This is a genomic window from Actinosynnema sp. ALI-1.44 (assembly GCF_001984155.1).
Lineage (GTDB): Bacteria > Actinomycetota > Actinomycetes > Mycobacteriales > Pseudonocardiaceae > Kibdelosporangium.
This window is the reverse complement of the sequence record NZ_MTQO01000049.1, coordinates 277,184-304,101: the sequence shown is the minus strand read 5'-3', so window position 1 is coordinate 304,101 and position 26,918 is coordinate 277,184. Positions and strand designations below refer to the sequence as shown.

Here is a 26,918-nt window from a genome sequence, read left to right as displayed (position 1 = left end):
GTCAGGACTTCCCAGTCAGGTTGCCGGCAGCCAGGTTGCCGGTGGCGGGATCGAGGTTGTAGTTCGAGCGGAAGAAGTTGTCCGGGTCGAGTCGCCGCTTCACTGCGAGGAGCCGGTCGTAGCCGGCGCCGAAGGTGCGGGCCGCCCGCCCGGCCGCGCCGGCTCGTGCTTCGGCCACGTAGTTGATGTAGCCGTCACCCCAGCGGCCGTGCGGCTCGACCACCTCCGCCACCGACTTCGCCCATGCGGCCTGCTCGGCGTCGGCGTCGGCGGTGCTCCAGATGGCCATACCGGTGACGTTGAACCGCGCTTCCCGGAACGGCACGGCGCTGGACTCGGGTGCCGCGCGGCGGACCGCGCCGTGGATCGGCTCGATCAGAATGGTGTCGTTGAACGGGTCGGTGATCCTTCCGGCGTGGAAACGTTCGACGAGCCGGTCGGCCAGCTCGTCGGGCAGGTCGTCGGCGCACCGGGCACTCCAGTGGTGGCGCAGCCCGAAAGGCAGGCGGCCGAGGCAGACCTGCATGGACACGTAGCTGCGGTCGGTGACCTGCCAGTCGAGCACGCCCACGCTGCGCAGCGTCTTGTCCAGAGTCGCCCGGTACCCGGCGTCCTTGCCGGAGTAGCAGACGCTCATCACCGCGGCCGGAGTCTGGGTGGGCCCGTAGCGTTCCAGCAGCAGCGTGCAGGTCAGCTCATCCGGCGCTGCCAGCATGAGGTCGCGGAACAGGCGCACCGCGACACTCATCGCGGCGCCGGGGTACGCGACGTAGCCGCCGTAGACGGTGCCGATCGGGTGCAGCCTGAAGTCGAAATCCGTGACCAGGCCGAAGTTGTGCCCGGCACCGCGCAGCGCCCAGTCCAGTTCCGGATCCGACTCGCGGTCGGTCACGAGCTGCTCGCCGTCCGCGGTGACCATCCGGTAGGACACCACGTTGTCACAGGCCAGGCCGCAGCGGCCCATCAGGTGGCCGATGCCGCCGCCGAGGGTCAGGCCGCCGACGCCGGTGGTGTCGAAGGTGCCGCCGGTGCACGCCAGCCCGTGGGTGCCGGCGGCCAGGTCGAAGTCCGACCAGGTGGCGCCGCCGCCGACCCTGGCGAGACCGGCCCGCGGGTCCACCACCACGTGGTTGAGCAGGCGCAGGTCGATGACCAGGCCGTCGTCCAGCGAGCCGGCGCCCGCTACGTTGTGCCCACCGCCGCGCACGGCGGTGGGCAGGCCGGACTCGCGCGCCACCCGCACGACGTCCCGCGCTTCCCGGTCGTCGCGCGGCAGGCAGATCAGCCGGGGGCGCCGGTCGTACATCCCGTTGAACAGCAACCGAACGGCGTCGTAGGCCGGGTGTGCGGGGGTGACCACCCGGTCCGGGCAGATCGCGTCCAGTGCGCGGCGAACGTTCACGTCTGAGTCCCCTCGGCCATCGGTGTCGGCTGGTCAGGCGAACGGCGCTCGAGCAGTTCGCCCGCGGCATCGGCGCTGGCGGCCAACGCGGTCTTGGCGGCGCCTCCGCTGCCCCCGGTGAAGGTGAACAGCCGACCGGGCGCGCCGGGCACGCGGCGCAGGACCAGCCTGCCGTCCGGGGCGTAGGCGTCCACCGCGGCAGTCACCTCGACCGGTGTGCCGGTGGCCATTGCGGGCAGGCGGCGGGCGGCGGCAGCACGGACCGCGCGCTCCTCGGTGGCCGAGGCGTGCGCCTGGCCGGGAGTGGCGTTCCACCGCTCGGTGGGCAGTCCGAGCAGCAGTTCCCCGGGGCCGGCTGGTCGGCCGTACAGGCCGGTGTGCTCGTCGACGAAGGCAGGCAGCGAGTGGTCCCGGACGCGGTAGCGGGCGTACTGGATCACCTTGGCGCGCAGCCCGCCACCGGCCAGGCCGGTGGTGCTCAACAGTGCGGGAGTCCACGCGCCCGTGGCGAGCACCATGGTGTCGGCGCGGGCGAACCGGCCCGCCACCCGACAGCTCCAGCCGCCGCCGCGTTCCTGGCGCAGTCCGGTGACCGTGGCCTGTCGTACCTCGCCGCCGCGGGCGAGCAGGTCGGCGCACACGTTGTGCCGTAACCGGTCCGGGTGGATGAATCCGGCGTGCCGCTCCAGCAGCGCCGGTGGGGCGTCCACAGGGGACAGGCCGAACCGGGTGGCCACCTCGGCGGCGTCCACAAGGGACACCGACCCGGGCAGCCGGTGGTCGATCTCGGCGAGAGCCGCGACCGGAATCGGTGCGGTGGGCAGGTACAGCGAGCCAGCCTCCCGGTAGCAGGCCCACCCGGACAGCACCGCGCTGGCCCGCAACTCGGCCAGGCCACGTCCGGCCTGGTCCGCGTTGCGCCGATCCGGTTCGAAGGCACGGACCAGCCCCGCGGAAGCCCGGCTGGCGTCCTGGTTCGTGGTGTTCCCGGTGACGAGCGTGACGCGCACCTCCTGCTGGGCCAGCCGCCAGGCCAGCAGCGCGCCGGCGAGGCCTGCGCCGATCACACAGATCCGCATGGCGGTCACCGGGTGAGGGTCGGTGCGGCCTGGGGCGCGGACCCCGCTGGCGCGCCGGTGATCAGCGCCAGCGCGCCGGTGGGGTCGGTGGTCAGGCCCGCGCCCAGCAGGCACCGGGCGGCGAGGGCGAGGTCGAAGTGCGGCAGGGTGAGCGCCTGCTCGGCGCGGGCGAGTTCGGCGGGGTCGATCTCGGCGGGGTCCGACGGCGCGGACCAGCCGGCGATCGCGCGGCGGTAGCGGTCCAGGGTGAAGTCGGTGGCGTGCGGAGCGGGCCGGTCCCAGGCAAGGAATGCCCGCACCGCGCGCGGGTCCTGTTCGGCGAGCAACTCGTGGGCCCACACCGCGTGGTCGCGGCTGGTGGAGAACTTGGCGCCGTCGAGCCGGTAGAACTCGTTGACCACCAGGCCGCCGATCACGTCGGCAGGCAGCCCGGCGGCCACGAACAGCGCGGGGAACAGCGCGAGATAGTAGAAGGCGTTGTCGATGCCGAGGAACGCCCACACTGACGCCACGTCGCGCCAGGCGGCCACGTGGTCGGCCACACTGGTCGCGTCCGGGCTGATCCGGCTGCCGATGACGTGCAGGTAGCCCAGCCCCATCTCGGCCCAGACGTCGATCCGGTGGCCGGGGAAGGACGGCAGCGGGATACCCCAGTCGGTGGGGTAGCTGAACGGCACTGTGGGCAACCGGTCCGCCAGCAGCCGCCGGGCGAGTTCGCGCACTCGCGGTGGGACTGCGGCGCGGCACCACACGGTCGTCAGCGCGTCGCGGTGGTGTTCAAGGTGGAGCACCGGGCCGCGCACCGTGGTGCTCGCCGTGGCAGGCGATCCGCACCGGGTACATGTCGGGTCGACCAGGTCCGCGGCGGACAGGTAGCCGGCGCAACCCTCGCAGGTGCCGCCGTTGGCGATCGCACCGCAGTGGCCGCAGCGGCCGGAAACGTAGGCGTGGTGCGGTATGCCGGGGCAGTTCGGGCAGGCCGGAGTGGACCATTCGGTCACCGCCAGTGCCTCCGATGCCATCAGCTCGTCGACGAACCGCGCGACGGTGCGCCGGTAGCGGGGGTCAGCCAGCGGCTCGACGAACACGTCGTGTGACAAGTGCGCGTTGTGGAACACGCCGCGGATGAGTGCGGCGTGATGGTGCCTCAGTTCGTGCACGTTCCGGTTCAACTGCCGGGAGCGGGCCAGCACGTAGTTCTGGTGGTCGTCGAGCCCGCACACAGCGAGCACACGTTCGCCGCGCCTGCGGGCTGCGCGCACCGCGACGTCCGCGGCGAGGTAGGGCCCGGCCAGGTGACCGAGATGCAGTGGGCCGTTGGGAGTCGGCGGGGGAGAGAGCACGACCGTGGTGCCGGTGTCAGCGGTCATCGCAGGGGTTCTCCGCGGTCTGATGTGTCCGGCGCGGCTGGACTTTCCTCGGGTAGCCAGTAGATGCTCAGGATGCTGACCGGCTCTGTGCCCGCGTGGATGACGTGCTCCTCGCCGGGGGTCAGCAGCATCGCGGTACCGGCGGGCGCCGCAACGACATCACCGTCCACAGTGAACTTCGCGTCGCCGCCGACCACGACGGCCAGCTCGAACTCCGGGTGGCGGTCCGGTGTGGTGAACGAGTTCGCCGGTACCCGGCACCACATCGCGTCGAACGGCAACGTGTGCAGCCCCGCGTACTGGGACCATCGTCCAATGTGGATCCCATACTCGGCGTTGAGCTGCGCTTCGCCCATGGTGAGCTTCCACATGGCTCCTCCTCCCGGCTGGACGTGCCCGGCTTGTGCCGTCCGAATGTTTCGGTGTCGCACTCGAAAGCTTCTCAAGCGTCGCTTGATGGTCTTGCGGTTCCGTGTCAGCATCGGCGTCATGAGCAACGGCACCCAGGTCGGCGAGCGTCCGCTGCGGTACGCTCCTCGTTCCATCACCACCTTGCCCGCGGATCAGGTCCACGGCTGGACGGTGAAGCGATACGGCATCTCGGCATTGCGGGAAACCCCGCAGGCGGAGGTGTTCGACTTCGGCAGGCTGACGGTGTGCCTGTCGTTGCCCGATTCCTACGGTGATGCGTTGTCCTATGGGTACAACGTGGTGCACGAGGACGAGGACGGCTGCTACGCCGTGGTCGGCTGGTGGAGCCGGAACCGGGTCATCCTGCACACCAGAACCTGGTTGGCCGGATGGACCGAGCTTACTGTTCCGGTCGAGGCGCCGGGACACGCCACGGCGTGCATCTGGGAAGCGGTGCCCATGGCACACGAGCGGGACGCCTGGGTGCGGCACGTGGTGCGCCCCGAGCGGCCGGACGCCGACGCGTACCTGGCGTCCACAGTGTCCGGTTGGTTCTGACCGGACCTGATCATCACGTCCAGACGGTGGACACCTGATCATCACGGATGACGAACACGTCGCGGTCCAGCAAGGAGTTGATGATCACCGCGCTGCGCACCGCGAGCAGGCTCAGGTTCGGGTCCGCGAGCCCGTGGCTGAACCGGGCCCGGTTCTGGACGAAGATCCGGTGCTCCGGACTGTGTTTCCAGCGGATCGAGTAGTCCTGCTCCACCACCGGCTCGCCGTCCGTGTCGGTCTCCACCAGGTCCCGCAGCCGGGGCGTGAACGGCAACGGGCACTGTTCCCGGCCAGTGGCCAGCATGACGTACCGCGCGGTGTGCCGTTCTCGGCCGCCCCAGTCCCGCTCGCACCACAGGGTGACCGAGCCGTGACGGCTGGCCGCCTCCACCACGTTGCGACCGGGCAGCATCATCACCGGGCAACGCCCGTCCCGCAGAAACGCCTCGTAGTTCACCCGGTACAGCTCCTGCAGTGTCGCCATGGTGATGCCGTCACTTGTCAACGACTGCTCGGCGACGTAGCGCTGCCGGGTCTGGCTTGGCAGGCCCTGGAAGAACCGCAAGTAGGTGGGTCGGAAGAAGTCGTTGGCCGACGGGGAGTCGTCCAACGGCGCGAACCAGTGCCTGCGGCCGAGCCAGCGGATGTCCCGGAATCCGCGGGAGACCAGGTTGAGCACGCACTCGGCACCGGTTTGCCCGCCACCGACCACGAGCACCTGCTCGTACGGGGCGGACTGGGCGGCGGTGAGATGGGCGTCCATCTGCTCGGCCAGCAGCACGCCGTCCAGGTCCGCCCCGCGCAGACACGGTGGCACGTGTGCGCGGGTGCCCAGGCCGATCACCACGTGGTCCGCGGTCGCCACCGTCCGGTCGGCGGTGTCCAGCACGAACCGGCCGTCGGCGAAGTCGATGCCGGTGATGTCCATTCCATAGTGGACGGTACCGAGTTCGGTGGCGGCCCATGCCAGGTAGCGCGCGTACTCCAGCCGTGGGATGGCGTCGAACTGGGCATTCAGGAAGGCGTAGACGCGGCCCGTGGTGACCAGGTAGTTGAGGAAGGACAGCCGGTTGCGCGGGTCGGCGAGGGAGACCAGGTCCTTGAGCCAGGTGGTTTGCAGCCGGCTGCCCGGGGTGAGCTGGCCGGGATGCCAGGCCGGCTCACCCCGGCGTTCGTAGATCGCCAGACTTCCCGGTACCACGTCCTCGGCCAGCGCGGCCAGGCTCAGGTTCGACGGGCCGCCGCCGACGGCGGCGACGCGGTGGTGTGGCGCGGTGGGGGATGCCGATCGCATGGTGACTCCTGGGGTGCGTTGCCGGCGCCGCCCACGCCGTGGGCCCGGCCCTCGTCGTCCCAGCCTGGCCAGTCGGGGTGGAAACCCCCTCGAACGCGACTCGATCGCCCCGCCGAGGGCGGTCAGCGACTCTTCGGCCGACGGTTCCTTGACCGCAGATCGTCGATGAGCTGTCGCACCCAGGTCACCTCGGCCCGCCACATGGCCTGCTGGTAGTCGATCTCCACCAGGTAGATCCGGTCCACCCCACCGGGGATGTCGGCGATCCGGTCAGCGACCTCCTTGTCGAGCTTCACGATGTTCGCCTCCAGCGCCGCGAGGCGGGCCTCCAGCGCGTCCAGCACGGTCTGGCCGGGCAATGCCTGGATGAACGCCAGCGCGGCGGGGAACTCCGGATACTCGGGGACCGGGCTGGCCAGCATCTCCCGCAGCCACCGCTTGGCGATCGCCACGCCCTCGTCGGTGGCTTGGTACACGGTGCGTTCCGGCCGTTTGTCCTGCCGGGTAGTCTCCAGGACGGTGATCAACCCGCTGCGCACCAGCCGGTCGATGGTCTGGTAGATGGCGTTGCGCTGGCTGACGTTGATCACGCGATCCTTGTCCCACTCCTGGATCCGTTGCCGCAGTCCGTAGGGGTGCAGCGGCTCGTCAGTGAGCAGCAGGAGTACGGCCATCGCCAGGGGCGAGCGCCGGGGAGGCCGCTCTGTCCTGTCCGGCATCCTCAGTTCCTCCTGTCGGCCGCCGCTCGGTAATCATAGTAAGAATAGTAATTGTCAGAATATAACACGAGTGGGTGAACAAGGGGCGTCGTCCGGCCTCCGAGTTTCCGTCGATGCGACCTCGAGCGCGGCCATCCAGGCTACGGCTCGTGTTGATCGCGCACGTGGTGGCGGCGGTGGCCGCACTGCTTTCGCTGGCGTACCTGGCGCGGCGGGCCGCGGTGTGCACGCGTCAGCCCGCCGTCATGGCCGAGATCGCCATCGGTCTGCTGCTCACCCCCGTGCTGATCGCACTGGTCGGCCGCGAGGGTTTCACGGTGCTGCTACCGGGCGCCGTGGTCGACGGGCTGCGGTCACTCGGCCAAGTGGGACTGGCGCTGTTCCTGGTCGGAGTGGCCCACGAACTGGGCGACTCGGTGCGGGGCAAGCGAACCCGCTCGCTCGGTTGGGTGATCTTCGGCGCGCTGGTGCCCGCGTTCGCCGCCGGAACGCTGGCCGCGTGCGGGATCGCCTGGACTGGCGACCCGGCGCTGCGCGGAACCGCCCCGCTGGCCGCGTTCGTGCTGCTGATGGGGGTCGCGCTCGCCATCACCGCGGTGCCGGTGCTGGCGCGGATCCTTCTCGACCGGGGGATCAACGGCACACCGTCCGGCCGGGTGGCGCTGAGCGCCGCCGTGCTCACCGACGCGGTGGCGTGGCCGGTGCTGGCCGTGGCCGTTGGCCTGACCTCCGGCAGTCTGACCCGTGCCGCCGTCGCGTTGATCACCCTGCTGGCCGGTGTGGCCGCCGCGCTCGGACTGCGCCGCCTGCTGCGTACCGGGCTCGCGAACCGGGTGTTCGCGTGGTTGCCTGGCGGCACGGCCCTGGTGCTGGCCGCTGCCGCGCTGGGCGCGGCGAGCCTTGCGGAACGGTTGGGGCTTCACCTGGTGTGCGGCGCGTTCCTGGTCGGCCTGGCGATCCCGACGGGCGACGCGGCCGAGCCGTGGGCACGGCCGGTGCGCTGGGTGTACACCGTCGGCCGATGGCTGGTGGCGGTCTACTTCGTGGTCGCCGGAGTGACCCTGTTCGCCCGGCCGCTCGGCACCACTCCGTGGCTGGCGACGCTGGTGGCGACGCTCGTGGTGACCGTTCTGGCCGTGGTGAGCAAGATCGGCGGCGGCTACGCCGGTGCCAGGCTGGCCGGTCACCCCCGCCGGAGTGCCGCCGAGATCGGCGTGCTGCTGAACACCCGTGGCCTGACCGAGGTGGTAGTGCTGCAGATCGGGCTCAGCGTAGGCATCCTGACTCCGCTGCTGTTTCTGGCCTGCCTCGTCATGGCGTTGGTGACCACGAGTCTCACCGGTCCGGCGCTGTCCTTCATCGATCATCGGGCAGCGCGGCAGGGCGCAACTGCCGGACCCGGCCCGCGGAGGTGAAGGTGATGACCAACGTGCCTTCCGACTCGGTCACCGGGGCGAGCCTGGCCGACTACCGCTCGTTCATGTCGCGCTTTCCCACTGGCGTTTCCATCGTCACCGCCAAGGACCCCAGCGGGCGACCGTGGGGCATGACGTGCTCGTCGGTGTGCAGTGTGGCGCTGGAACCGCCGACACTGCTGGTCTGCCTGCGCGTCGGCAGCCCGACCCTGGCGGCCATCCTGAGACAGAGCACCTTCGCGGTGAACCTGTTGCACGAAGGCGCCCAGCCGGCCGCGGAGCTGTTCGCCTCGGGCGCCGCCGACCGCTTCGACCGGGTTCGCTGGGCCGCCGGACCGGGCGCCGGCGGTCCGCACCTGCTCGACCACGCACACGCCGTGGCGCACTGCCAGGTCAGCGGTACTTGTCCGGTCGGCGACCACACGGTCGTGTTCGGTGAGGTGTACCAGACATCGCGGCAGGAAGGGCAGCGCCCGCTGCTGTACGGCATGCGCAGTTACGCCGCCTGGCCAGTGCGGTGACCGTCGATCACCACAGGAGGATTCGATGCCGTTCGCGGCCATCACCTATGACATCAAAAGCGGCCATGAGGACGAGGTCGCCGAGGTGTTCGGCAACTTCCGCCGACCGAAGTCGGCCGTCGTGCCCGGCGCCGCCGGGCGACCCGCCGCCCGGATCCTGGCCACTGCCGTGTTCATCAGGGACGACCTGCTGGTCCGGTTCATCGAGTACGAGGGTGATCTGGAGGCGGTGGCGCGATACATGGCCGGCCAGCCTGGTGTGCAGGAGGTGGAACGCCGACTCGCGCCCTACCTCAACTCGCCGCGCGACTCCGGCACCGCTGATGGCTTCGTGGCCACCTTCCACGCCAGCCTGCTGCGTTGTGTCAGCCAGCTCGCCGCGCCGAGGAACGCCGTCGGCGACTGACGACTGAAGGTGCACGGCCGCGTGGAGTGGCCCCCGCACCGGACCACTCTGCGCGGCCGTCGCCATGCCGTCAGTCCTTGTGGCACACGACCAGCGTGTCGTAGTCGCCGAGCGGTTGCTCTGTGGACGAACGGAAACCGGCGGCTCGCGCGTGCGCGTGGATCTCCTGTGCCGGGTACTCCGAACCACCATCGGTCACCAGCAGCATGTCCAGGCTGATGACGAGGTTCTCCACCGCGTTCGGGCCGTCGTCCAGCATCCGGTCGTACACCAGCAGCGCACCGCCGGGGCTGATCGCGTCGAAGGCCTTGCGCACCAGGTAACCGCGCTGCTCGGTGTCCCAGTCGTGGAGCACGTGGCCGAGCATCACCACCTCCGCGGGCGGCAGGGCGCACTCGAAGAAGTCGCCGCCGTGGAAGGTCACCGTCGCGGACTGGCCCGACCGCGCCATGTGCTCGTCGAAGAACGGCTTCATGGGTGGCAGGTCGAAGACGTGCCCGGCCAGGTGTGGGTGGGCCTGGACCAGCTGACCGACCAGGTTGCCCCGGCAGCCGCCCACGTCGAGCACCGACCGGTAGCCCGGCCAGGCGAACGCCTCGATCAACGACGGGCCCAGCTGCTGGGTCAGCGCGTCCATCATGCCGATGAACTGGCGCAGCAGCACCGGGTTGCTGGTCACGTCCGCGAAGTCCCCGCCGGACTGCTTGGCGCCGGTACGCAGCGCGTCGGACAGCCTGCCCCACGCCGGGTACAGGTTTCGGTTGGAGCGCAACAGGAAGCCACCGATGTACGTCGGCTGGTCGCGAACCAGGTACTGGTCGGCGGCCGCGGTGTTGCGGAACCAGCCGTCCTGCTTGGCCAGCAGGCCGAGGGCGGTCAGCAGGTGCAGGAAGTCGGAAAGGCCCCGGCCGTGCAGGCCAAGGCGCCCGCGGATCTCCTCCTCGGTCGCGGGACCCGTGTGCAGTGCACCGAAGAGGTCCAGCTCCACCGCGGTGAGCAGCGCCTTCGCGTCGCAGAAAGCGTTGCCCATTCGGAGAATGCCGGCGGGCGAACGGACGTCCGGAGCGGTTGTCGTCATGTCCTCTGATCCCTTTCCTCGAAGGTTTGGGAAAGCGCACGCGTGCCGCCACGATCCCCGCCCACCTTGGAGGGACGCTCGAACCCGGTTGGATCGGGGCAGTCCACGGCGAACTGCGCCCGCCACGAGGGAATCTCGAGGCCGCGCCGATAGACCTGCACCCCGGACACATCGCGGTTGCGCGCAGACCTGACAAGGAAACAGCCATGGTTGACGTGAGGGTTCCGGTACTGGTCGTGGGCTGCGGACCGGTCGGTCTGTCCGCAGCGGTGTTCCTCGGGCGCCTCGGGGTGCGCTGCGTGGTGGTGGAGAAGCGCGGCGAGACCTCGCTGCTGCCGCGTGCTCCCGGCCTGCAGGCCCGTACCATGGAACTGTTCCGCGCCGCCGGCTTCAGCCGGGAGATCCGGGCGCTGGAGATGGGCGACTCGCATCCGTACTTCGAGGGCGGCATCATCCAGGTCCGCACCTTCGCCGAGATCGACGACGCGGTCACCCTGGAGGCGCCGTCCCTCGACGGCCCGGAAATCAGCCCGGAACGCGTGATGGGCTGTGGCCAGGACCGCTACGAGAAGGTGCTCGCCGACCTGGCCCGTCAGGGTGGCAGCGAGGTCAGGTTCAGCACCAGGCTGGTGTCGTTCGAGCAGGACGCCGAAGGTGTCACCGCGCGTCTGGAGCACCTGCCGACGGGGGAGCAGACCACTGTGCGGGCCGACTACCTGGTCGGTGCGGACGGTGCGAGCAGCACCACGCGCCGGTTGCTCGGCGTGTCACGGTCCGGCCGCGGCACGGTGTTCGACGCACTGAGCATCTACTTCCACGCACCCGAGCTGGAATCTCTGCTCAAGGGCCGCAAGTTCATCCTGTGCTACGCCACCGAGGCGCGCGGCACCATGATGGGTCTGTCCCGGCTGCACGGCTGCGACCCGTGGCTGGCTGCGCCGTTGTACTTCCCGGAGAAGGGGGAGACGCCCGCGGACTTCACCGACGAGCGCTGCGTGGACATCATCCGTACCGCCGCCGGCCGGCCCGGCATGCACGTCGAGGTCTTGGCGAAGGTGCCGTGGCAAGGCGCCCAACTGGTCGCGGACACGTTCCGGGTCGGCCGCGTGTTCCTGGCGGGCGATGCCGCGCACGTGCACCCGCCTGCCGGCGGTTTCGGTGCCAACACCGGCATCCACGACGCGCACAACCTGGCCTGGAAGCTGGCCGGGAGATACCACGGCACGGTCGCCGAGCCGCTGCTGGACACCTACGACGCGGAGCGGCGACGGGTCGGCGCCGCCATGGCCGAGCAGGCCATGGTGCGCAACCGAATCCGGCACGGCCATGCGGACGAACAGACCCGCGCCGCCATGGTCGACGACATCATCATCACGCTCGGCTACCGGTACCGCTCGGCGGCGATCACCGACTCCGACGAGGACGTTCCGGTGCTCACCCCCAGGCTGCGCCTCACCGGCCAGCCGGGTACCAGGGCACCGCACCTGTGGCTACGCCGCGACGGCGAGCGCATCTCCACGATCGACCTGTTCTGGGACGACTTCGTGCTGCTCACCGGCTGCCGCCGCACCGGATGGCCGGAGGCCGCCGAGCGCGCGGGCAAACAGTTCGGCACGCCGGTCAGCAGCTACGTGGTCGCCGAGGATGGCGACCTGACACCCGAGAACGGCGACTGGGCCCGCGCATACGGGGTCGGTCCGGACGGAGCCGTGCTGGTCCGCCCCGACGCGTTCGTCGCCTGGCGATCGCCTGGCCCGGTCGACGACCAGGACAAGGCGCTCGTCGATGCGCTCGGCCGGGCCACCGGGAACCGGACGTGACCGGGGATGCACCGGCGGCGAACCGGGTGACGATGTGGCGGATGCCGGCCTGGTACCGCGCGTTGTTCTCGGCCGACCTGTTCGAGCGGTTCGGCTTCTACGGACTGCAAGCCGTCCTCGTGTTGTACGTGTCCGCACCGACGGCTCGCGGTGGCCTCGGTCTGGCCCCGGCCGACGCCGCCTCGGTGTTCGGTGCGTGGATCGCGCTGATGTTCGTGCTGTCCCTGCCGGGGGGCTGGGTCGGCGACCGGGTGCTCGGCCAGCGGCCGGCCATGCTCACCGGCTGCACGCTCAGCGTGGCGGGTTTCCTGTTGCTGACCGTTCCCGCCGGGTGGGCCGCGGTGATCGGGCTGATCGCGCTGGCCCTCGGCGGCGGGCTGTTCAAACCCAACCACCAGGCACTGGTCAACGTCATGTTCGGTGACGAGCACGGCCGCGAGGCCGGTATCTCGCTGATGTACGTGGCCACCCAGTTCAGCGCGTTGCTCGCGCCGTTGGCCGCCGGCTACCTCGGCGAGCGGGTGAGCTGGAGTCTGGCCTTCGCCGTGTGCGCGCTGGCGCTCCTGCTCACCGGGGCCACGGTGGCCGTGGCCGCGTCGCGGTTCCACGGGGTCGGCGCCCACGCCGCCCGTCCACTCACGACAGTGGAGGCACGCCGGGCCCGCCGCCGCGTCGCGGTGGTGCTCGCGGTGCTGGCCGGGACGTCGGCCGTTCTTGGTGTGGCCGGGGCGCTCGGCCCGCGCACCGCGATCGTGGCGGCTGGGCTGCTGAGCGTGCTCGCCCCGGTCGTCGCCTACCTCGCACTGCGCCGGCATCCGGAACTGGGCACGGCCGACCGCCGCAGGCTCGGCGCGTTCCTGGCAGTGCTGCTCGGTGCCACCCTGTTCTGGATGATCATCGCGCACAGCGCCTCGCTGCTGACCCTGTTCGCCCGCGACCACCTGCGCCGCGAGGTGTTCGGGTTCAGCGTGCCGGCGAGTTGGCTTCAGGCGGCGATCCCGCTGTTCATCCTGATGCTCGCTCCGCTGATCGCGGGCGCGCTGCCCAGGATCGGCGGTCGGCACGGCGTGCCGGTGAAGTTCGCCATCGGCCTGATCCTGGTCGGTGCGGGGTTCCTGGTGATGGCGTTGGCCGCGCGGCTGGCCGCGGACGGGGACCGGGTGTCCCCGGTGTGGCTGTTGGTGGTCTACCTGTCCGGCGCGGTCGGCGAGGTCGTGATCGCCGCGGTCAGCATCGCGGCCACGGCCACCGTGCTGCCCAGGCGGTTCATCGGTCACATGCTCGGCATGTACTGGCTGTTCGCCGCGCTCGGCGGTGGCCTCGGCAGCGGCATGGTGCAACTGGTCCGGGTGTTGCCCGAGGCGGTGTACTACCTCGCCCTCGGCGTCGTGACCACGCTGGTCGGCACCGCGTTCGCGGTGGGCCGCCGACGGCTTGCCACCGCACTGTCCGGCACTGGCGCACCGAAGCAGGGTTCCACGACGTCGGCGGTCTCCAGCTGAGCGGTGCACCCAACATGAAGGGAGAGCTTTTCGTGGACCAGGGGTTGTCAGGCAAGCGGGTGCTCGTCACCGGCGGCACCAAGGGCATCGGGCGGGCCACGGTGCTGGCGTTCGCCCGCGCCGGCGCGAAAGTGGTCACCTGCGGTCGTGCGGACAGTGAAGCCGCCGCGAGTCTCAGCCGCGGGCTGAAGGAGTTGGGCCAGGTGCACAAGGTGGTCGCCGCCGATGTCACCAGGCCTGAGGACGTCGCCGCGCTGGTCGAGGAGACTCGCACCGCGCTGGGCGGGTTGGACGTGCTGGTGAACAACGTCGGCGTGGACGGCATGGTGCCGTTCGAGCGGTTGGCCGTCGCCGAGTGGCAACGCGTGGTGGACCACAACACCACCACCGTCTTCCTCGTCACCCAGGCCGTGTTGCCGCTGCTGGCCAACGGCTCGTCGGTGGTGAACATCGGCTCGTCGGTGGCGCTGCGCGGCCGGGCCAACGGCGTGCACTACACCACGTCCAAGGCCGCGCTGATCGGCTTCACCCGGGCGCTGTGCAAGGAGGTCGGGCCGCGCGGCATCCGGGTGAACGCCGTCGCGCCCGGCCTGACCGAAACCGAACCGGGAGCGGGCCTGCCCGCGCATGCCGTCGAGCGAATCGTCGGGATGACCGCGCTCGGCCGGATCTGCCAACCGGAGGACGTCGCGGGTGCGGTGCTGTTCCTGGCCGGTGACACCTCCCGTTACATCACCGGTGTGACGCTCAATGTGGACGGAGGTGTGTGATGCCGTACGCCGCGGTCACCTACCGGGTGCTACCCGGGCACGAGGACGAGATCGCCGAGATCTTCGCGGGCTTTCAGCGCATGGACACCCCGGTGTTCCGGGACGACAACGGCGACGCGGCCGGCAGGCTGCTCGGCACCGCCGTGTTCATCAAGGACGACGTGGTGGTTCGCGTGATCCACTACGAAGGCGACTTCGCCGCGGTCGGGCGGCACGTCGGTGCTCAGCGCGGCGTGCACCTCATCGAGGAGAAGCTGGCGCCTTACCTGGCCCAGCAGCGGGACACCAGTACACCGCAGGGGTTCGAGGCGTACTTCCGGGATGCCGCCATGCGGTGCGTTTCGCAGATGTCGGTTGACACCCACCCGGAAATCCGGTCGTGACCAAGCAACGGTCGGCGGCCGTCATCGGACTGGGCGCGATGGGTGCCGGCATGGCCAGGGCCTTGCTGGCCGCCGGGTTCGACGTCACCGTGTTCAACCGCACCGCGGCGAAGGCGGCACCGCTGGCCGCGGCCGGTGCCCGCGTGGCGGACTCGGCTGCGGGCGCCGCGGCGGAGGCGGACGTGGTGCTGCTCAGCCTCGCCGACGAGAACGCGGTGGCGGAGGTGCTCCTCAAGGATCTGGCCACCACCCTGCGTCCCGAACAGCCGGTGGTGGACAGTTCCACGGTGTCCCCCGAGTTCTCCCGGCGGGCTGCCGCACTGCTCGCCGACGCCGGGCTGAGCAGGGTGGAGGCCTGTGTGCTCGGCAACCCGGAGATGGCCGCGCGGGGTCGGCTCCGCGTGTTCACCGCAGGGGACGAGTCCACTGTGGATAGTGCACGGGACGTGCTGGACGCGCTCGGTCAGCAGGTCCGGCACGTCGGTGCGGTCGGTGCGGCCAGCTCGCTCAAGCTGGCGTTCAACCTGCTGCTCGGGGTGCAGACGGTCGGGCTCGCCGAGGCGGTGGCCTTCGCCGAGAGCTCCGGGCTCACCAGGGAGCTGGTGCTGGACGTGTTCGACGCCAGCGGTTGGCGGTCGCCGGTGCTCGCCTTCCGTGCCGAGTTCATGCGCCGCCGCGAGTACCAGCCGGCCGGGTTTCGCAGCGCACTGATGCACAAGGACTTGACCCTGGCCGACCGCGAGGCTGGTCTGCACCACCTTGACCTGCCACTGGTGCGGCTGGCCGCACAACGGTACGCCGCCGCGATCTTGGTCGGTCACGGCGACGACGACGCCGCTGTCGTGGTGGACGCGTAGCCGGAGCCGAGCTCAGACTCACGGAAGGAATCACATGGACATCGGAGTTGGCCTGCCGACAACCGTCCCGGGCGCCGACGGTCGGCAGCTCGTCGAGTTCGCGCGCCGGGCCGAACACAACGGGTTCCACACGCTGGCCGTGATCGACCGACTGGTCTACGACAGCTACGACAGCATCGTCGCGCTCGCGGCCGCGGCCGCGGCCACCGAGCGGATCACCCTGGCGACCACCATCCTGCTGGCCGGGTACCGTCCCAGCGTCGCCGAGCTGGGCAAGCAGCTGGCGAGCGTGGACCGGCTCTCCGGCGGGAGACTGGTCGTCGGCGTGGCCGCGGGTGGCCGGGAGGACGACTTCCAGGCCACCGGCGTGCCGTACCACACTCGAGGCCGGCGGCTGGACCAGCTCCTGACGGAGCTCCAGCGGGTGTGGGCAGGCCAGGGTGAGGTGCCCGGCATCGGCCCCCGGCCCGTCAACGGGCAGATCCCGGTCTGGGTGGGCGGCCATTCCCCGGCGGCGCTGAGCCGGGCCGCGCGGCACGGCATCGGCTGGATCTCCCCGGGAGGTTCGGCCGCCGCCTACCCCGAGCTGGTGGCGAAGGCGAAGGCGGTGTTCGCCGAGGAGGGCCGCACCGACGTGCCACGGATGGCCGCGATGACCTACGTCGCGCTCGGTGATGACCGCGGGCAGCGCGCCGCCCAGTACCTGCTGGACTACTACTCCTATCTCGGCCCCAAAGCGCAGTTCCTGGCCGGCGCGGTGATCGCCGACGAGGCACGGCTGCGGGGGACGATCGACGGGTACGCCGCCGCGGGCTGCGACGAGCTGCTGCTCTTCCCGTGCACCGCTGACGTCGGGCAGCTCGACCTGATCGCGAAGGTCGCTCTGCCGTGAGCGAGGCACCCGGTGTCGCCGAGCAGCGGCCATGATCACCGGCCTGCTCGGCGTGGTGGCACTGGTCGGCAGCGGCGTGGTGACCGGCGTGCTCTTCGCCGTGATGCTCAGCGTGCTACCGGCTTTGATGGTGATGCCGGTGGATCGATACGTGTACACGCACCAACTGATCGGCAGGCACTGGGACCCGGCCATGCCGATCATCGTGCTCGGCTCGACGCTGGCCGATCTCGTGCTGGTGGTGCTCTCGCCGGGCAGCCGGTGGCTGTTCGCGGCCGGTGCGATGCTGCTGATCGGTGTGTCGGTGATCTCGCACTTCCGCAACGTGCCGATCAACCGCCGGATCAAGTGCCTCGACCCGGATGACATTCCCGAGGGCTGGTCCGATCCACGGCGGCTGTGGCGGCGCTGGCACGCGCTGCGCACGGTGCTCGCCATGCTGGCTCTGGTCGTGAACGCGGCCGCGTTCACGCTGCGCTGAACGCCCCAGTCCTCAGTGGACCCGTGTCCCACGTCGCGAGTGTTCGGGGCCACCCCGCGTTCGGCGTCGCCTTCGAGGGGCGTTCGAGACGGGTTCAAGCAGCTCACGGGAGCCTTGTCAGGCCGACGATGGACGGTGCGGAGTACGGAAGGCGTGGACATGATGGGCACAGACAACCGCACGGGTGACGCGGCGGCCTGCCCTGTGATCACCGGAATCGGCGTGGTGGCACCGACGGGAGTCGGCGTGGACGCACACTGGCAGGCCGTGCTGGCAGGCAAGTCGGGAATCGTGCGCATCGACCGCTTCGATCCGTCGCCGTACCCGGTGCGGTTCGCCGGACAGGTACCGGGATTCGTCGCCAAGGACCATGTGCCCGGCCGGCTCATCCCGCAGACCGACGCCTGGACCCAGCACAGCCTGGCCGCCACCGCCGAGGCGTTGGCCGACGCCGGCGTCGACCCGGCGGACCTGCCGGAGTACGAGATGGGCGTGGTGACCGCCGCGTCGTCCAGCGGTGCCGAGTTCGGCCAGCGGGAGATGCAGCGGCTGTGGGGCACCGGACCCGACTGGGTCAGCGCCTATCAGTCCATCGCGTGGTTCTACGCGGCTACCACCGGACAGGTGGCGATTCGGCACGGCATGCGCGGCCCGTGCGGGGTGTTCTGCTGCGAACAGGCCGGCGGCCTGGACACCGTCGGCCACGCGCGCCGCCTCACCCGCACCGGCACCCGGGTGGTGGTCAGCGGCGGCACCGACGCTCCGCTGTGCCCGTACGCGTTGGTCGCGCAGATCAGCGCGGGCAATATGTCTACTGTGGACGATTCGGCACGGGCGTTCCTGCCGTTCGGCCTGGACGCGTCCGGCTACCTGCCTGGCGAGGGCGGCGCGGTGCTGATCGTGGAAAGCCGCGGATCCGCCGCCGCACGGGGCCGCGATCCCGGCTACGGCGTGGTGGTCGGTTACGCCGCCGGGATGGACCCCGCGCCCGGGTCATCCCGTCCGCCCGTACTGCGGCGCACCATCGAGCGAGCCATGGCCGACGCGGGCGTCACCCCACCCGATGTGGACGTGGTGTTCGCGGACGCGGCAGGCGTTCCGGAGCACGACCTCGTCGAGGCGCAGGCGATCAGCGCGGTGTTCGGGCCGAAGGCCGTTCCGGTCACCGCGCCCAAGACCCTCACCGGGCGGCTCTACGCGGGCGGCTCCGCGCTGGACGTGGCCACGGCCTTGCTCGCCATGCGCGACGGTGTCATCCCGCACACCGTCGGCCCGGACGACCTGGCCGCCGGCTGTGACATCGACCTGGTCACCGGCCAGCTGCGGGAGCGGCGGCTGCGCCGGGTGCTGGTGCTGGCCAGGGGCCACGGCGGCTTCAACTCGGCTCTCGTGCTCGAGAAGCCATGAAACGAGGAGGATCACGATGAACGGGTTCACCCTGGACGACCTCCGGGAAATCATGCGCGCCAGCGTCGGCGTGGACGCGGAAGTCGACCTGGACGGCGAGATCGCCGACGTCGAGTTCGCCGAACTCGGCTACGACTCGCTGGCGGTGATGGAGTTGGCGGGCCAGGTGCGGCGCCGCCTCGGAGTGTCCATTTCGGACGACGACGCGCTGCGGATCACCACGCCGGGCAAGGCGGTCGACTACGTCAACGGCAAGCTCGCCGAGGCGGCGTACTGACATGGCGGAGCACACCGACAACGAGATCGTCATAGCCGCCCCGATGGACCTGGTCTGGCGGATGACCAACGACATCGAGTCGTGGCCGACGCTGTTCAGCGAGTACTCCGATGCCACCATCCTGGAGCACGGGGACGACGGCACCACCCTGTTCCGGCTGACGCTGCACCCCGACGCCGATGGCACGGTGTGGAGTTGGGTGTCGGCGCGTAAGCCCGATGAGCGAACAAGGACGGTCCGCTCGCAGAGGGTGGAGACCGGCCCGTTCAAGTACATGTGGATCTTCTGGGAGTACCTGCAGACCGATGCGGGCGTGCGCATGCGCTGGGTGCAGGACTTCGAGATGAAGCCAGGACTGCCGGTGGACGACGCGGCGATGCGCGAGCGGCTCGACCGCAACACCCCGGTGCAGCAGCGGCTGATCAGGGACAAGATCGAGGCCGTGGCGGATGCCAGTGAGCCGGTGGCCGGGGGAGTGCGCTGATGTCCGAGGCGAACGGGAACGTGTTCCGGGTGATGCTGCGCATGCGGATCAAGCCCGGGATGGCGGCCGAGTTCGAGCGGGTGTGGCTGGACATCGGCGAGTCGGTCACCTCGCACCCGGCCAACCTCGGCCAGTGGCTGTCGCGCGCCGACGAGGACGGCGTCTACTACATCGTCAGCGACTGGGTGAGCGAAGCCGGTTTCCGCGTGTTCGAGACCAGCAGGCGTCACCTGGAACACCGGCAGCAGTTGCATCCGTACCGCTCCGGCGGCTCGATGACGACCATGCACGTGGTGGCCCACCTGCCCGGGGCAGCGGGCGGCCGCACCCACGAGGAGTGGGAGGCCGCGCGATGATCGGCGAAGTGCGGGTGCTGCTGTACCACGACACCGCGGACGTGACCGGCATCGAGGCGGCGTACCACCAGGTCAGCCACAACCTGGCTGGAGTACCTGGGCTGCTCGGCAACGAACTGCTCCGCTCGGTGCCGGATCCCACCGGGTTCGTGGTGGTCAGCCACTGGCGGGATCTCGCCGCGTTCCACAAGTGGGAGCGCGGTGTGGATCACCGGGACAGCACCGCGCTGTTGCGCCCCTACCGCGACACCAGCCTGCCCCGACCATTCGGCGTCTACCAGGTGACGGCGGCCTATTCGGGCGACCGCACACCGGCCCGGTAGACGGACCGGCATGGCAGCCCACGTGGCAGCAACCGCACCTCAGGGGAACGTGGCGCGAACCAGCCACCGGTACGCACCAAAACGAACGGTGCCAGCTCAAGGTGACCAGGCGTCGAAATCTCGGGGAGGCGGAACTAGCATGACCAGTACCGTGGATCGGGCCGACCCGGTCGGCGGCGGCGCGGACGACTGGCTGGCCTGCCGCAAGTGCCAGTCCTTGTTGTACCGCAAGCGTTTCGACCGGCTCGGCCGCGTCTGCCCGGACTGCGGCTGGCACGGCCCGCTGACCGCGCGGCAGTGGCTCGACCGGCTGTTGGACGCCGGGTCTGCCCGCGCCGTGCTCCCCGGGCCGTCCGTCCACGACCCACTGGAGTTCACTGACCTGGTGCCGTATGCGGTGCGGCTGCAGCGGGCGCGCAGCGCGACCGGCATGGCGGACGCCGTCGCCGTCGCGCAGGGCACGGCGCGCGGCAGGCGGCTCGTTGTCGCGGCCATGGACTTCCGGTTCCTCGGCGGCAGTCTGGGTACCGCAGCCGGGGAGGCGATCGCCACCGCGGCCGAGACGGCGCTGGCCGAGCGGGTACCGCTGCTCGTGGTCACTGCCTCGGGCGGGGCGCGCATGCAGGAGGGTGTGCTCTCCCTCATGCAGCTGCCCAAGACCATCAACGCGATGAGCGCGCTGGACGAGGCCGGCCTGCTGACCGTGACCCTGGTGGCCGATCCGACCTTCGGCGGGGTGGCGGCGTCCTACGCGACCCATTCGGACGTGATCCTCGCCGAACCGGGCGCGAGGATGGGGTTCGCCGGGGCCAGGGTGATCGAGCAGACGATCCGCCAGCGGCTGCCCGACGGCTTCCAGACCGCGGAGTTCCTGCTCGACCACGGGCTGGTCGACGGGGTGTGTCCGCGGGCCGAGCTGCCGCACACGCTGGCCGCGTTGCTGGCCATCGGCGACCGGCCGGCCACCGGGTGGGGCCGGGACCGGGCCGACCCGGTGTGGCGCGATCCGGACCAGGTCCCGCAACAGTCGATCGACCGACTCGTCCGGCTGTCGCGGCACTTCGACCGGCCCAGCACCCTCGACCTCCTCACCGCGTGGACTGACGGGTTCGTCGAGCTGCACGGTGACCGGCTCGGCGAGGACTGCCCGGCGATCGTGGGCGGCCTGGCCCGGCTGGACGGCCTGCCGGTGATGGTGATCGGTCACCAGAAGGGCAACAGCACCGCCGAACTGGTGCGCCGAGGTTTCGGCATGTCCTCGCCTGCGGGCTACCGCAAGGCGATCCGGCTGATGCGCATGGCGGCCAAGCTGGGCATCCCGGTGATCACCTTGGTGGACACACCCGGCGCCTACCCCGGCCGCACCGCCGAGGAACACGGCCAGGCGCACGCGATCGCGCAGTGCCTGCGGACGCTGGGCGGCCTGCCGGTCCCGGTGGTCAGCCTGATCACCGGGGAGGGCGGCAGCGGTGGCGCTCTCGCACTGGCTGTGGCCGACCGGGTGTTGATCTGCGAGCACGCCATCTACTCCGTGATCAGCCCCGAGGGCTGCGCGGCGATCCTCTGGCGGGATCCCGGTGCGGCCGCGGCCGCCGCGGCCGCGCTGCGGGTCGATGCCCGGTCGCTGCTCCGGCTGGGCGTGGTCGACGGCGTCGTGCCGGAACCGGGAGGTGGGGCCCACCGAGATCCCACGGCGACCACCAGCCTGGCCAGGGACGCCGTGGTCTGCGCACTGCGAGAGCTGCTCGGCCGGCCAGGCACCGAGCTGGTGGCCGCCCGCAGAGCCAGGTTTCGTCGGTTCGGCACGACTGAGCGTTGAAGGTGGGAGTGCGCACATGACAGGCATGCGAGTGACCGGCGCGTACCGCGGTTCGGGTGATGGCGTGGAAGCCGGCCCGCTGGAGGCCACCGTCGCCCAGCTCGGCGCGCAGGACGCGATCCAGGTGCTGTGCCAGGGCGTCGCCGACGTGGTGCGCGCCGCACCGCTGCGGCCCAGCCGGGTCAGCGTGCGGTTCGGCTGTGCCAGTCTGGACGTCGAGTGGCCCGCGACGGCATCGGTCGACGCGGCCGTCCCCGCGCCGGACGCCGAATCGAAGCCGGAACTGGACACCGTCACCGCGCCACTGGTCGGCACCTTCTACCGCGCTTCCGAACCCGGGGCCACCCCGTTCGTCGCCCCGGGCGACCTGGTGGAACCGGGACAACAGGTAGCCATCATCGAGGCGATGAAGCTGTTGAACCCGATCCTCGCCGAGCAGCACGGCGAAGTGGTCGACGTGCTCGTTGCCGACGCGCAACCAGTGGAGTACGGCCAGCCGCTGCTCCGGCTGAGGCCACCACGGACGGAGCGAACGGGGTGAACGCGACGACACCGGAGGATCGGCCGTTCGGGACCGTGCTGGTGGCCAACCGGGGTGAGATCGCCCTGCGAGTGGTGCGCACCTGCCGCGAGATGGGCATCCGCACGGTGGTGGTGCACTCCACCGCCGACCGCGACTCCGCCGCGGTGCTGGCCGCGGACGAGGCCGTGCAGATCGGCCCCGCCGCACCGAAACGGAGCTACCTGTACCCGCCTGCGATCGTCGAGGTGGCGCTGCGCACCGGCGCCGAGGCCGTGCACCCCGGCTATGGGTTCCTCGCCGAGGACCCGGACTTCGCCGAGATCTGCGCCCGCAACGGGCTGGTGTTCGTCGGCCCGAGGCCGGAGGTGATGGCCCGGCTCGGGGACAAGGCGGCGGCCCGTCGGCTGATGGCCGAGACCGGGCTGCCCGTTCCGCAGGGGAGCGCCCGGCCGCTGACCGATGCGCGGGACTTGGCCGCGGTGGCGAGGGAGATCGGCCTGCCCTTGATCATCAAGGCGGTGGCAGGCGGTGGGGGCCGCGGCATGTCGGTGGTGTGGCAGGCCGACCAGCTGCTGCCCGCCTTCCGGGCCACTCGCGCGGCCGCTGGCGCGGTGTTCGCCGACGACCGGGTGTACGCGGAGCGGTTCCTGCCCGGAGCGCGGCACATCGAGGTGCAGGTACTCGCCGACGACCACGGCAACATCATTCACCTCGGCGCGCGGGACTGCTCGGTGCAGCGCCGCTACCAGAAGCTGATCGAGGAGAGCCCCGCCCCGGCACTGGCGCCCGGGGTGCTCGGCCGGCTCACCGGTGCCGCGGTGGCCGGTGCTCGCTCGGTCGGCTACAGCGGCGCCGGCACTTTCGAGTTCGTGGTCGACGGCGACGACGTCGCGTTCATCGAGGTCAACTGCCGCATTCAGGTGGAGCACCCGGTCACCGAGATGGTCACCGGTGTGGACCTGGTCCGCGAACAGCTCCAGGTGGCCGCGGGCCGGCCGTTGTCCCTCGGCCAGGACGACGTGCGGCCACGGGGAGTCGCGGTCGAGTGCCGGGTGAACGTCGAGGACGCGGACCGTGACTTCCTGCCCTGCCCCGGCGTGCTGACCGAGTTCGTCCCGCCTGGGGGACCGTTCGTCCGGGTCGACACGCACGGCTATCCGGGGTGGCGGGTGCCTGCGGAGTACGACTCGCTGGTGGCCAAGGTGATCGCCTGGGCGCCGGACCGCCGACAGGCACTGGCCAGGATGGACCGTGCGCTGGCGGAGTTCCGCGTCAGTGGCCCTGGCGTGCGGACCACCCGGGACCTGTTGCGCGAGGTACTGGCTGACCCGGACTTTCGCGCAGCCGAGCACACCACGTCGTTGCTGGCCGAGCTGACCGCGCGCCGGTCGCGTCCCCACCGAGCAGGCTGAGCCGAGGAAGGACACCGTCATGGGGAGGGTACGAGTCGTCGTCATCGGCGGCGGCATCGGTGGGCTGTGCCTCGCCCAAGGGTTGCGCCAGGCCGGCGTGGACGTGACGGTGTACGAACAGGACAGTTCGCCCCGCGGCCGGTCGCAGGGCTACCGGCTGCGGATCAGTCCTGAGGGGGAGCGCGCGCTGCGGGACTGCCTGCCACCGCGAGTGCGGGACTTGCTGGTGGCCACGGCCAATGTGCGCTACGACAGCCAGCTCGTCGCCTACGACGAGAACCTGGTCGAGCAGTGGGCGCCGACATTCACCGACCCACGCGGTGAGGCGCCGGAGAAGGTGGACGCGGTGGACCGGGGCACGCTGCGCCGGGTGCTGCTCGCCGGTCTCGATCAGTCCGTCCACTTCGGACGGCAGTGCACCCGCGTCGAGCGGCGGGCCGATGGACAGGTGGTCGCGTACTTCGCCGACGGCACCCGTGCGGTGGGCGACGTGCTGGTCGCCGCGGATGGCACGAACTCACGCATCCGGGCCCAGTTGCGGCCCGGCGACGTGCCACGCGATCTTGGCGTGCGCACGGTCTTCTCCCGGATCTCGCGCGCTGCCGTGACGGCCGCGGACGTGCCCCCCGGGCTGCGCGACCGGTTCAGCTACGTGATCGGCTCGGACGGGTACCACCTCGGCTTGATGCCGATGATCTTCCGCACCAGGCCTGACGAGGCCGCCGCCCGGTGGTGGCCGGGTCTGCCGATGGACGACGTCGACGACTACTACATGTCCGTGTTCAACGTGCACCGCACCGACCTGGGCATCGACGACGAGACATTCTTCGCGATGAGCGGCACTCGGCTGTGCGAGTTGGTGCTGGAGCGCACCGCTGGCTGGCATCCAGGTCTGCGCGGCGTTGTCCGGCACGCCCAGCCGGACATGACCTTCGCGGTCGCACTGCGCGCCACCATGCCCGTCCAACCATGGGACCAGGGCAACCTGGTCGGCCTCGGCGACGCCGTGCACACCATGCCGCCTTCCGGTGGGGTCGGAGCCAACACGGCGGTGTGCGACGCCAGCGTGCTGTGCCGCGTGCTCACCGAGGTGGACCGCGGTGAGCGGGACCTGCCTGACGCGCTGGCCGACTACTACCGCGCGATGGTCGTCCACGCGAGCCAGGCGGTCGCGATGTCGTTGCGGATCGCCCAGTGGTCCATCAAGAAGCTGGACGTGCCGGTGCCCGACGCCGACGCCGGTAAGCCGCGGTGACCAAGGGAGGAAGGGATGAGCACTGCCGATGAGGGTGACCTGCCGGTGGCGCTGCTGCTGCCAGGCCAGGGCGCACAGCACATTCGCATGGCCGCGGGCCTCTACGGGCACGAGCCGGCGTTCACCGCCTTCACCGGGGCGATGGACGCCGTGTTCGACGCGCTCGACGCGCTCGGTGCGGACGGCGCCGCGGTACGCGCCGACTGGCTCAGCGAGCGGCCGAACGTCGGCATCGACCACGTCACGCGCTCGCAGATCCTGCTGTTCGCGGTGGACCACGCGCTGGGAGTGCAGCTTCGCGGAGTGGGTGTGCGGTTCGCGGCGCTGCTCGGTCACAGCGTGGGCGAGATCGCCGCGGCCGTGCTGGCTGGTGTCTTCACCTTGCCCAGTGCCGTTGCGCTGATGTGGGACCGGGTGACCCGGCTGGTCAAGGCGCCCCCTGGCGGCATGCTGGCTGTCGCGGCCAGTGCCGGGGAGGTGGCCGGCTACCTCTCCGGTGACGTGGTGGTCGGTGCCGTGAACGCCCCACGGCAGGTGATCCTGGCAGGACCGGCAACGCCGCTGGAGAAGGTGGCCGACGCGCTGCGGGGTGACGGGTACGTGTGCCGGTCGGTGCCGACCGGAACCGCGTTCCACAGCCCCATGCTGGCCGCGATGGCACATGAGGCCGTGCCAGAGCTGGCGCGGATCACCGTGAGCGCACCGCAGATCACCGTGTACTCGGGGTACACCGCCGCACCGCTGACTGCGGACGAGGTGCGTGACCCGCGGTTCTGGGCAAGCCACCCGGTCGCCCCAGTGCTGTTCTGGCCTGCGTTGAACGCCCTGTTGTCCGGCGGCGACTACCTTCTGGTTGAGGCAGGTCCCGGGCAGGGGCTGGCCACGGTGGCCCGGCGCCATCCCTCGGTCGCGGGCGGCCGCAGCCAGGTCGCCGCGGCCTTGCCCGCCCGGCCGTCGGGCGGGGCCGCCGACCGCGAGTCCATGCGTCGGCTGGTGGATCGGCTCTCCGGGTGAGCACCGCGGTGACACCCCGCGGGGAGTTGTTCCTCGCCGGCGTCGGGACGTGGCTGCCGCCGCCGATGCCGGTCGAAGAAGCGGTACGCGGTGGCCTGGTGGACGCGGAACTGGCGCGGCGCAGCGAGATGCTGTCGGTGACGGTCGCCGATGGCGACGAGGTACCCGCCGAGATGGCGGTGCGCGCCGCGGGGGAGGCGTTCCGGATGGCCGCGGGCGGTGGTACGGCCGCCGGGTGCCACGCCGAGGACGTTCGCCTCGTGTTGCACGCTGCCCTGTTCCACCAGGGCAACGAGTTGTGGTCGGCCGCGGGTTACGTGCAGCGCCGGACCATCGGCAACACCTGTCCGGCGATCGAGGTGCGGCAGGTGTCCAACGGCGGGATGGCCGCGCTTGACCTGGCATGGCGGTATCTGGCCACCTCGCCGGACGCGGGCGCGGCGCTGATCACCACCGCGGATCGGTTCTGCCTGCCCGGGTTCGACCGGTGGCGCAGCGATCCCGGCACTGTCTACGCCGACGGCGGCACCGCGCTGGTGGTGTCGACTCGCGGCGGCTTTGCCCGGCTGCTCGGTCTCGCCGTGGTGTCCGGGCCGGACCTGGAGGGCATGCACCGCGCCGGCCCGGCGCACGGCGTTGGTGTTCGGGTCACCACGCGGCCGGTCGACCTGGGTGCGCACAAGGCGGCGTTCGTCGCCGAGATCGGTATGGCGCGCACGGTGAATCGCGTCACCGAGGGCCAGCGGGAGGCGTTGCGAACGGCGCTGGACCTCGCCGGCACCAAGCTCACCGAGATCGACTGGTTCGTGCTGCCGCACTTCGGCAGGCGTCGGCTGCAGTCCAACTACCTGCGCCACCTGGATATCGGCCTGGATCGGACGACGTGGTCGTGGAACCGGACCGTCGGGCACCTCGGCGCCGGTGACCCCATCGCCAGCGTCGACCACCTGGTGCGGTCGGGCGCGGTCATCCCTGGACAGCGATGTCTGCTTATGGCGGTCGGCGCGGGCTTCACCTGGTCCTGTGCGATCATCGAGATCGACCGCCGGCTCCACCGGGCCGGCTGAGTTCGGTGGTGCCCATGTTCGCG

The 26,918-nt window shown here is 70.9% G+C and carries 29 protein-coding genes; 22 read left to right on the top strand and 7 right to left on the bottom strand.

The features are described from left to right. Nucleotide 1 precedes the first annotated feature (1 nt). Genes ALI144C_RS31360 through ALI144C_RS31345 form a run of 4 tightly spaced genes read right to left on the bottom strand, consistent with a single transcriptional unit; the run spans nt 2 to nt 4,222 of the window. Entirely contained in the window at nt 2-1,402 is a 1,401-nt protein-coding gene (locus ALI144C_RS31360) for an FAD-binding oxidoreductase (protein ID WP_083753547.1), read from the bottom strand. Next, nucleotides 1,399-2,481 (bottom strand): NAD(P)/FAD-dependent oxidoreductase, encoded by a 1,083-nt coding sequence (locus ALI144C_RS31355; protein ID WP_076991004.1) that lies wholly within the window; start codon nt 2,479-2,481, stop codon nt 1,399-1,401. The genes ALI144C_RS31360 and ALI144C_RS31355 overlap by 4 nt, the downstream gene beginning before the upstream one ends. 5 nt (nt 2,482-2,486) lie before the next feature. Further along, nucleotides 2,487-3,851 (bottom strand): class I tRNA ligase family protein, encoded by a 1,365-nt coding sequence (locus ALI144C_RS31350; protein WP_076990777.1) that lies wholly within the window; start codon nt 3,849-3,851, stop codon nt 2,487-2,489. Continuing rightward, complete coding sequence (locus tag ALI144C_RS31345; protein WP_076990776.1) at nt 3,848-4,222, bottom strand: AraC family ligand binding domain-containing protein; 375 nt, start codon at nt 4,220-4,222, stop codon at nt 3,848-3,850. The genes ALI144C_RS31350 and ALI144C_RS31345 overlap by 4 nt, the downstream gene beginning before the upstream one ends. A gap of 118 nt (nt 4,223-4,340) precedes the next feature. Between ALI144C_RS31345 and ALI144C_RS31340 the strand changes: the two genes are divergently transcribed. Next, nucleotides 4,341-4,820, top strand: coding sequence for a hypothetical protein (locus ALI144C_RS31340; RefSeq protein ID WP_083753544.1), 480 nt, complete (start codon nt 4,341-4,343; stop codon nt 4,818-4,820). A gap of 13 nt (nt 4,821-4,833) precedes the next feature. On the opposite strand, the gene ALI144C_RS31335 is transcribed toward ALI144C_RS31340, so the two are convergent. After that, the gene (locus tag ALI144C_RS31335) at nt 4,834-6,114 is read right to left on the bottom strand and encodes a lysine N(6)-hydroxylase/L-ornithine N(5)-oxygenase family protein (protein ID WP_076990774.1); all 1,281 of its coding nucleotides are present in this window, start codon (nt 6,112-6,114) and stop codon (nt 4,834-4,836) included. A 122-nt stretch (nt 6,115-6,236) separates the two neighbouring features. After that, nucleotides 6,237-6,833, bottom strand: a complete 597-nt coding sequence (locus ALI144C_RS31330) for a PadR family transcriptional regulator (protein ID WP_076990773.1) — start codon at nt 6,831-6,833, stop codon at nt 6,237-6,239. Between the two features lie 149 nt (nt 6,834-6,982). On the opposite strand from ALI144C_RS31330, the gene ALI144C_RS31325 reads away from it, so the two are divergent. From ALI144C_RS31325 to ALI144C_RS31315, 3 genes are read left to right on the top strand one after another with little or no spacing between them, the layout of a single operon-like run. Continuing rightward, the gene (locus ALI144C_RS31325; protein WP_237774405.1) at nt 6,983-8,248 is read left to right on the top strand and encodes a cation:proton antiporter; all 1,266 of its coding nucleotides are present in this window, start codon (nt 6,983-6,985) and stop codon (nt 8,246-8,248) included. 5 nt (nt 8,249-8,253) lie between these two features. Further along, entirely contained in the window at nt 8,254-8,769 is a 516-nt protein-coding gene (locus ALI144C_RS31320; RefSeq protein WP_076991003.1) for a flavin reductase family protein, read from the top strand. A gap of 25 nt (nt 8,770-8,794) precedes the next feature. After that, the gene (locus ALI144C_RS31315) at nt 8,795-9,175 is read left to right on the top strand and encodes a SchA/CurD-like domain-containing protein (protein ID WP_076990771.1); all 381 of its coding nucleotides are present in this window, start codon (nt 8,795-8,797) and stop codon (nt 9,173-9,175) included. A 70-nt stretch (nt 9,176-9,245) separates the two neighbouring features. Here the strand turns inward: ALI144C_RS31315 and ALI144C_RS31310 are convergent, their stop codons facing one another. Beyond that, nucleotides 9,246-10,253 carry a methyltransferase gene (locus ALI144C_RS31310; protein WP_076990770.1) on the bottom strand — a complete coding sequence of 336 codons (1,008 nt, stop codon included), beginning with the start codon at nt 10,251-10,253 and terminating at the stop codon, nt 9,246-9,248. A 206-nt stretch (nt 10,254-10,459) separates the two neighbouring features. Between ALI144C_RS31310 and ALI144C_RS31305 the strand changes: the two genes are divergently transcribed. The 18 genes from ALI144C_RS31305 (at nt 10,460) to ALI144C_RS31220 (ending at nt 26,895) form a co-directional block, all read left to right on the top strand. Further along, complete coding sequence (locus tag ALI144C_RS31305; RefSeq protein WP_076990769.1) at nt 10,460-12,073, top strand: FAD-dependent monooxygenase; 1,614 nt, start codon at nt 10,460-10,462, stop codon at nt 12,071-12,073. Further along, on the top strand, nt 12,070-13,575 hold the full coding sequence (locus ALI144C_RS31300; RefSeq protein ID WP_076990768.1) for a peptide MFS transporter: 1,506 nt from the start codon (nt 12,070-12,072) through the stop codon (nt 13,573-13,575). The genes ALI144C_RS31305 and ALI144C_RS31300 overlap by 4 nt, the downstream gene beginning before the upstream one ends. Before the next feature lie 14 nt (nt 13,576-13,589). After that, nucleotides 13,590-14,345: an SDR family NAD(P)-dependent oxidoreductase gene (locus ALI144C_RS31295; RefSeq protein ID WP_076990767.1), complete on the top strand. Its 756-nt coding sequence runs from the start codon at nt 13,590-13,592 to the stop codon at nt 14,343-14,345. Further along, nucleotides 14,345-14,728 (top strand): SchA/CurD-like domain-containing protein, encoded by a 384-nt coding sequence (locus tag ALI144C_RS31290; RefSeq protein ID WP_076990766.1) that lies wholly within the window; start codon nt 14,345-14,347, stop codon nt 14,726-14,728. Before ALI144C_RS31295 ends, ALI144C_RS31290 begins: the two co-directional genes overlap by 1 nt. Beyond that, a complete protein-coding gene (locus tag ALI144C_RS31285; protein WP_076990765.1) occupies nt 14,725-15,585 on the top strand; it encodes an NAD(P)-dependent oxidoreductase in 861 nt (286 codons plus the stop codon). Before ALI144C_RS31290 ends, ALI144C_RS31285 begins: the two co-directional genes overlap by 4 nt. A gap of 34 nt (nt 15,586-15,619) precedes the next feature. Then, nucleotides 15,620-16,477, top strand: coding sequence for an LLM class flavin-dependent oxidoreductase (locus tag ALI144C_RS31280; protein WP_237774404.1), 858 nt, complete (start codon nt 15,620-15,622; stop codon nt 16,475-16,477). A 31-nt stretch (nt 16,478-16,508) separates the two neighbouring features. Next, complete coding sequence (locus ALI144C_RS31275) at nt 16,509-16,958, top strand: anthrone oxygenase family protein (RefSeq protein ID WP_076990764.1); 450 nt, start codon at nt 16,509-16,511, stop codon at nt 16,956-16,958. A gap of 159 nt (nt 16,959-17,117) precedes the next feature. Next, on the top strand, nt 17,118-18,365 hold the full coding sequence (locus ALI144C_RS31270) for a ketosynthase chain-length factor (protein ID WP_330359626.1): 1,248 nt from the start codon (nt 17,118-17,120) through the stop codon (nt 18,363-18,365). Between the two features lie 16 nt (nt 18,366-18,381). Beyond that, nucleotides 18,382-18,642 carry an acyl carrier protein gene (locus ALI144C_RS31265; RefSeq protein ID WP_076990763.1) on the top strand — a complete coding sequence of 87 codons (261 nt, stop codon included), beginning with the start codon at nt 18,382-18,384 and terminating at the stop codon, nt 18,640-18,642. A gap of 1 nt (nt 18,643) precedes the next feature. Next, nucleotides 18,644-19,126 (top strand): SRPBCC family protein, encoded by a 483-nt coding sequence (locus tag ALI144C_RS31260; RefSeq protein ID WP_076990762.1) that lies wholly within the window; start codon nt 18,644-18,646, stop codon nt 19,124-19,126. Continuing rightward, nucleotides 19,126-19,482, top strand: coding sequence for an antibiotic biosynthesis monooxygenase family protein (locus ALI144C_RS31255; protein WP_076990761.1), 357 nt, complete (start codon nt 19,126-19,128; stop codon nt 19,480-19,482). The genes ALI144C_RS31260 and ALI144C_RS31255 overlap by 1 nt, the downstream gene beginning before the upstream one ends. Continuing rightward, nucleotides 19,479-19,805 carry an antibiotic biosynthesis monooxygenase family protein gene (locus ALI144C_RS31250; RefSeq protein WP_076990760.1) on the top strand — a complete coding sequence of 109 codons (327 nt, stop codon included), beginning with the start codon at nt 19,479-19,481 and terminating at the stop codon, nt 19,803-19,805. The genes ALI144C_RS31255 and ALI144C_RS31250 overlap by 4 nt, the downstream gene beginning before the upstream one ends. A 139-nt stretch (nt 19,806-19,944) precedes the next feature. Next, on the top strand, nt 19,945-21,624 hold the full coding sequence (accA, locus tag ALI144C_RS31245; RefSeq protein ID WP_076990759.1) for an acetyl-CoA carboxylase carboxyltransferase subunit alpha/beta: 1,680 nt from the start codon (nt 19,945-19,947) through the stop codon (nt 21,622-21,624). Between the two features lie 16 nt (nt 21,625-21,640). After that, the gene (locus ALI144C_RS31240) at nt 21,641-22,165 is read left to right on the top strand and encodes an acetyl-CoA carboxylase biotin carboxyl carrier protein (RefSeq protein ID WP_143230980.1); all 525 of its coding nucleotides are present in this window, start codon (nt 21,641-21,643) and stop codon (nt 22,163-22,165) included. Beyond that, complete coding sequence (locus ALI144C_RS31235) at nt 22,162-23,559, top strand: acetyl-CoA carboxylase biotin carboxylase subunit (RefSeq protein ID WP_076990758.1); 1,398 nt, start codon at nt 22,162-22,164, stop codon at nt 23,557-23,559. Before ALI144C_RS31240 ends, ALI144C_RS31235 begins: the two co-directional genes overlap by 4 nt. Before the next feature lie 19 nt (nt 23,560-23,578). After that, nucleotides 23,579-24,814 (top strand): FAD-dependent oxidoreductase, encoded by a 1,236-nt coding sequence (locus ALI144C_RS31230; RefSeq protein ID WP_076990757.1) that lies wholly within the window; start codon nt 23,579-23,581, stop codon nt 24,812-24,814. A gap of 15 nt (nt 24,815-24,829) precedes the next feature. Beyond that, complete coding sequence (locus tag ALI144C_RS31225; RefSeq protein ID WP_076990756.1) at nt 24,830-25,828, top strand: acyltransferase domain-containing protein; 999 nt, start codon at nt 24,830-24,832, stop codon at nt 25,826-25,828. Next, the gene (locus ALI144C_RS31220) at nt 25,825-26,895 is read left to right on the top strand and encodes a ketoacyl-ACP synthase III family protein (RefSeq protein ID WP_237774403.1); all 1,071 of its coding nucleotides are present in this window, start codon (nt 25,825-25,827) and stop codon (nt 26,893-26,895) included. The genes ALI144C_RS31225 and ALI144C_RS31220 overlap by 4 nt, the downstream gene beginning before the upstream one ends. Nucleotides 26,896-26,918: the final 23 nt, after the last annotated feature.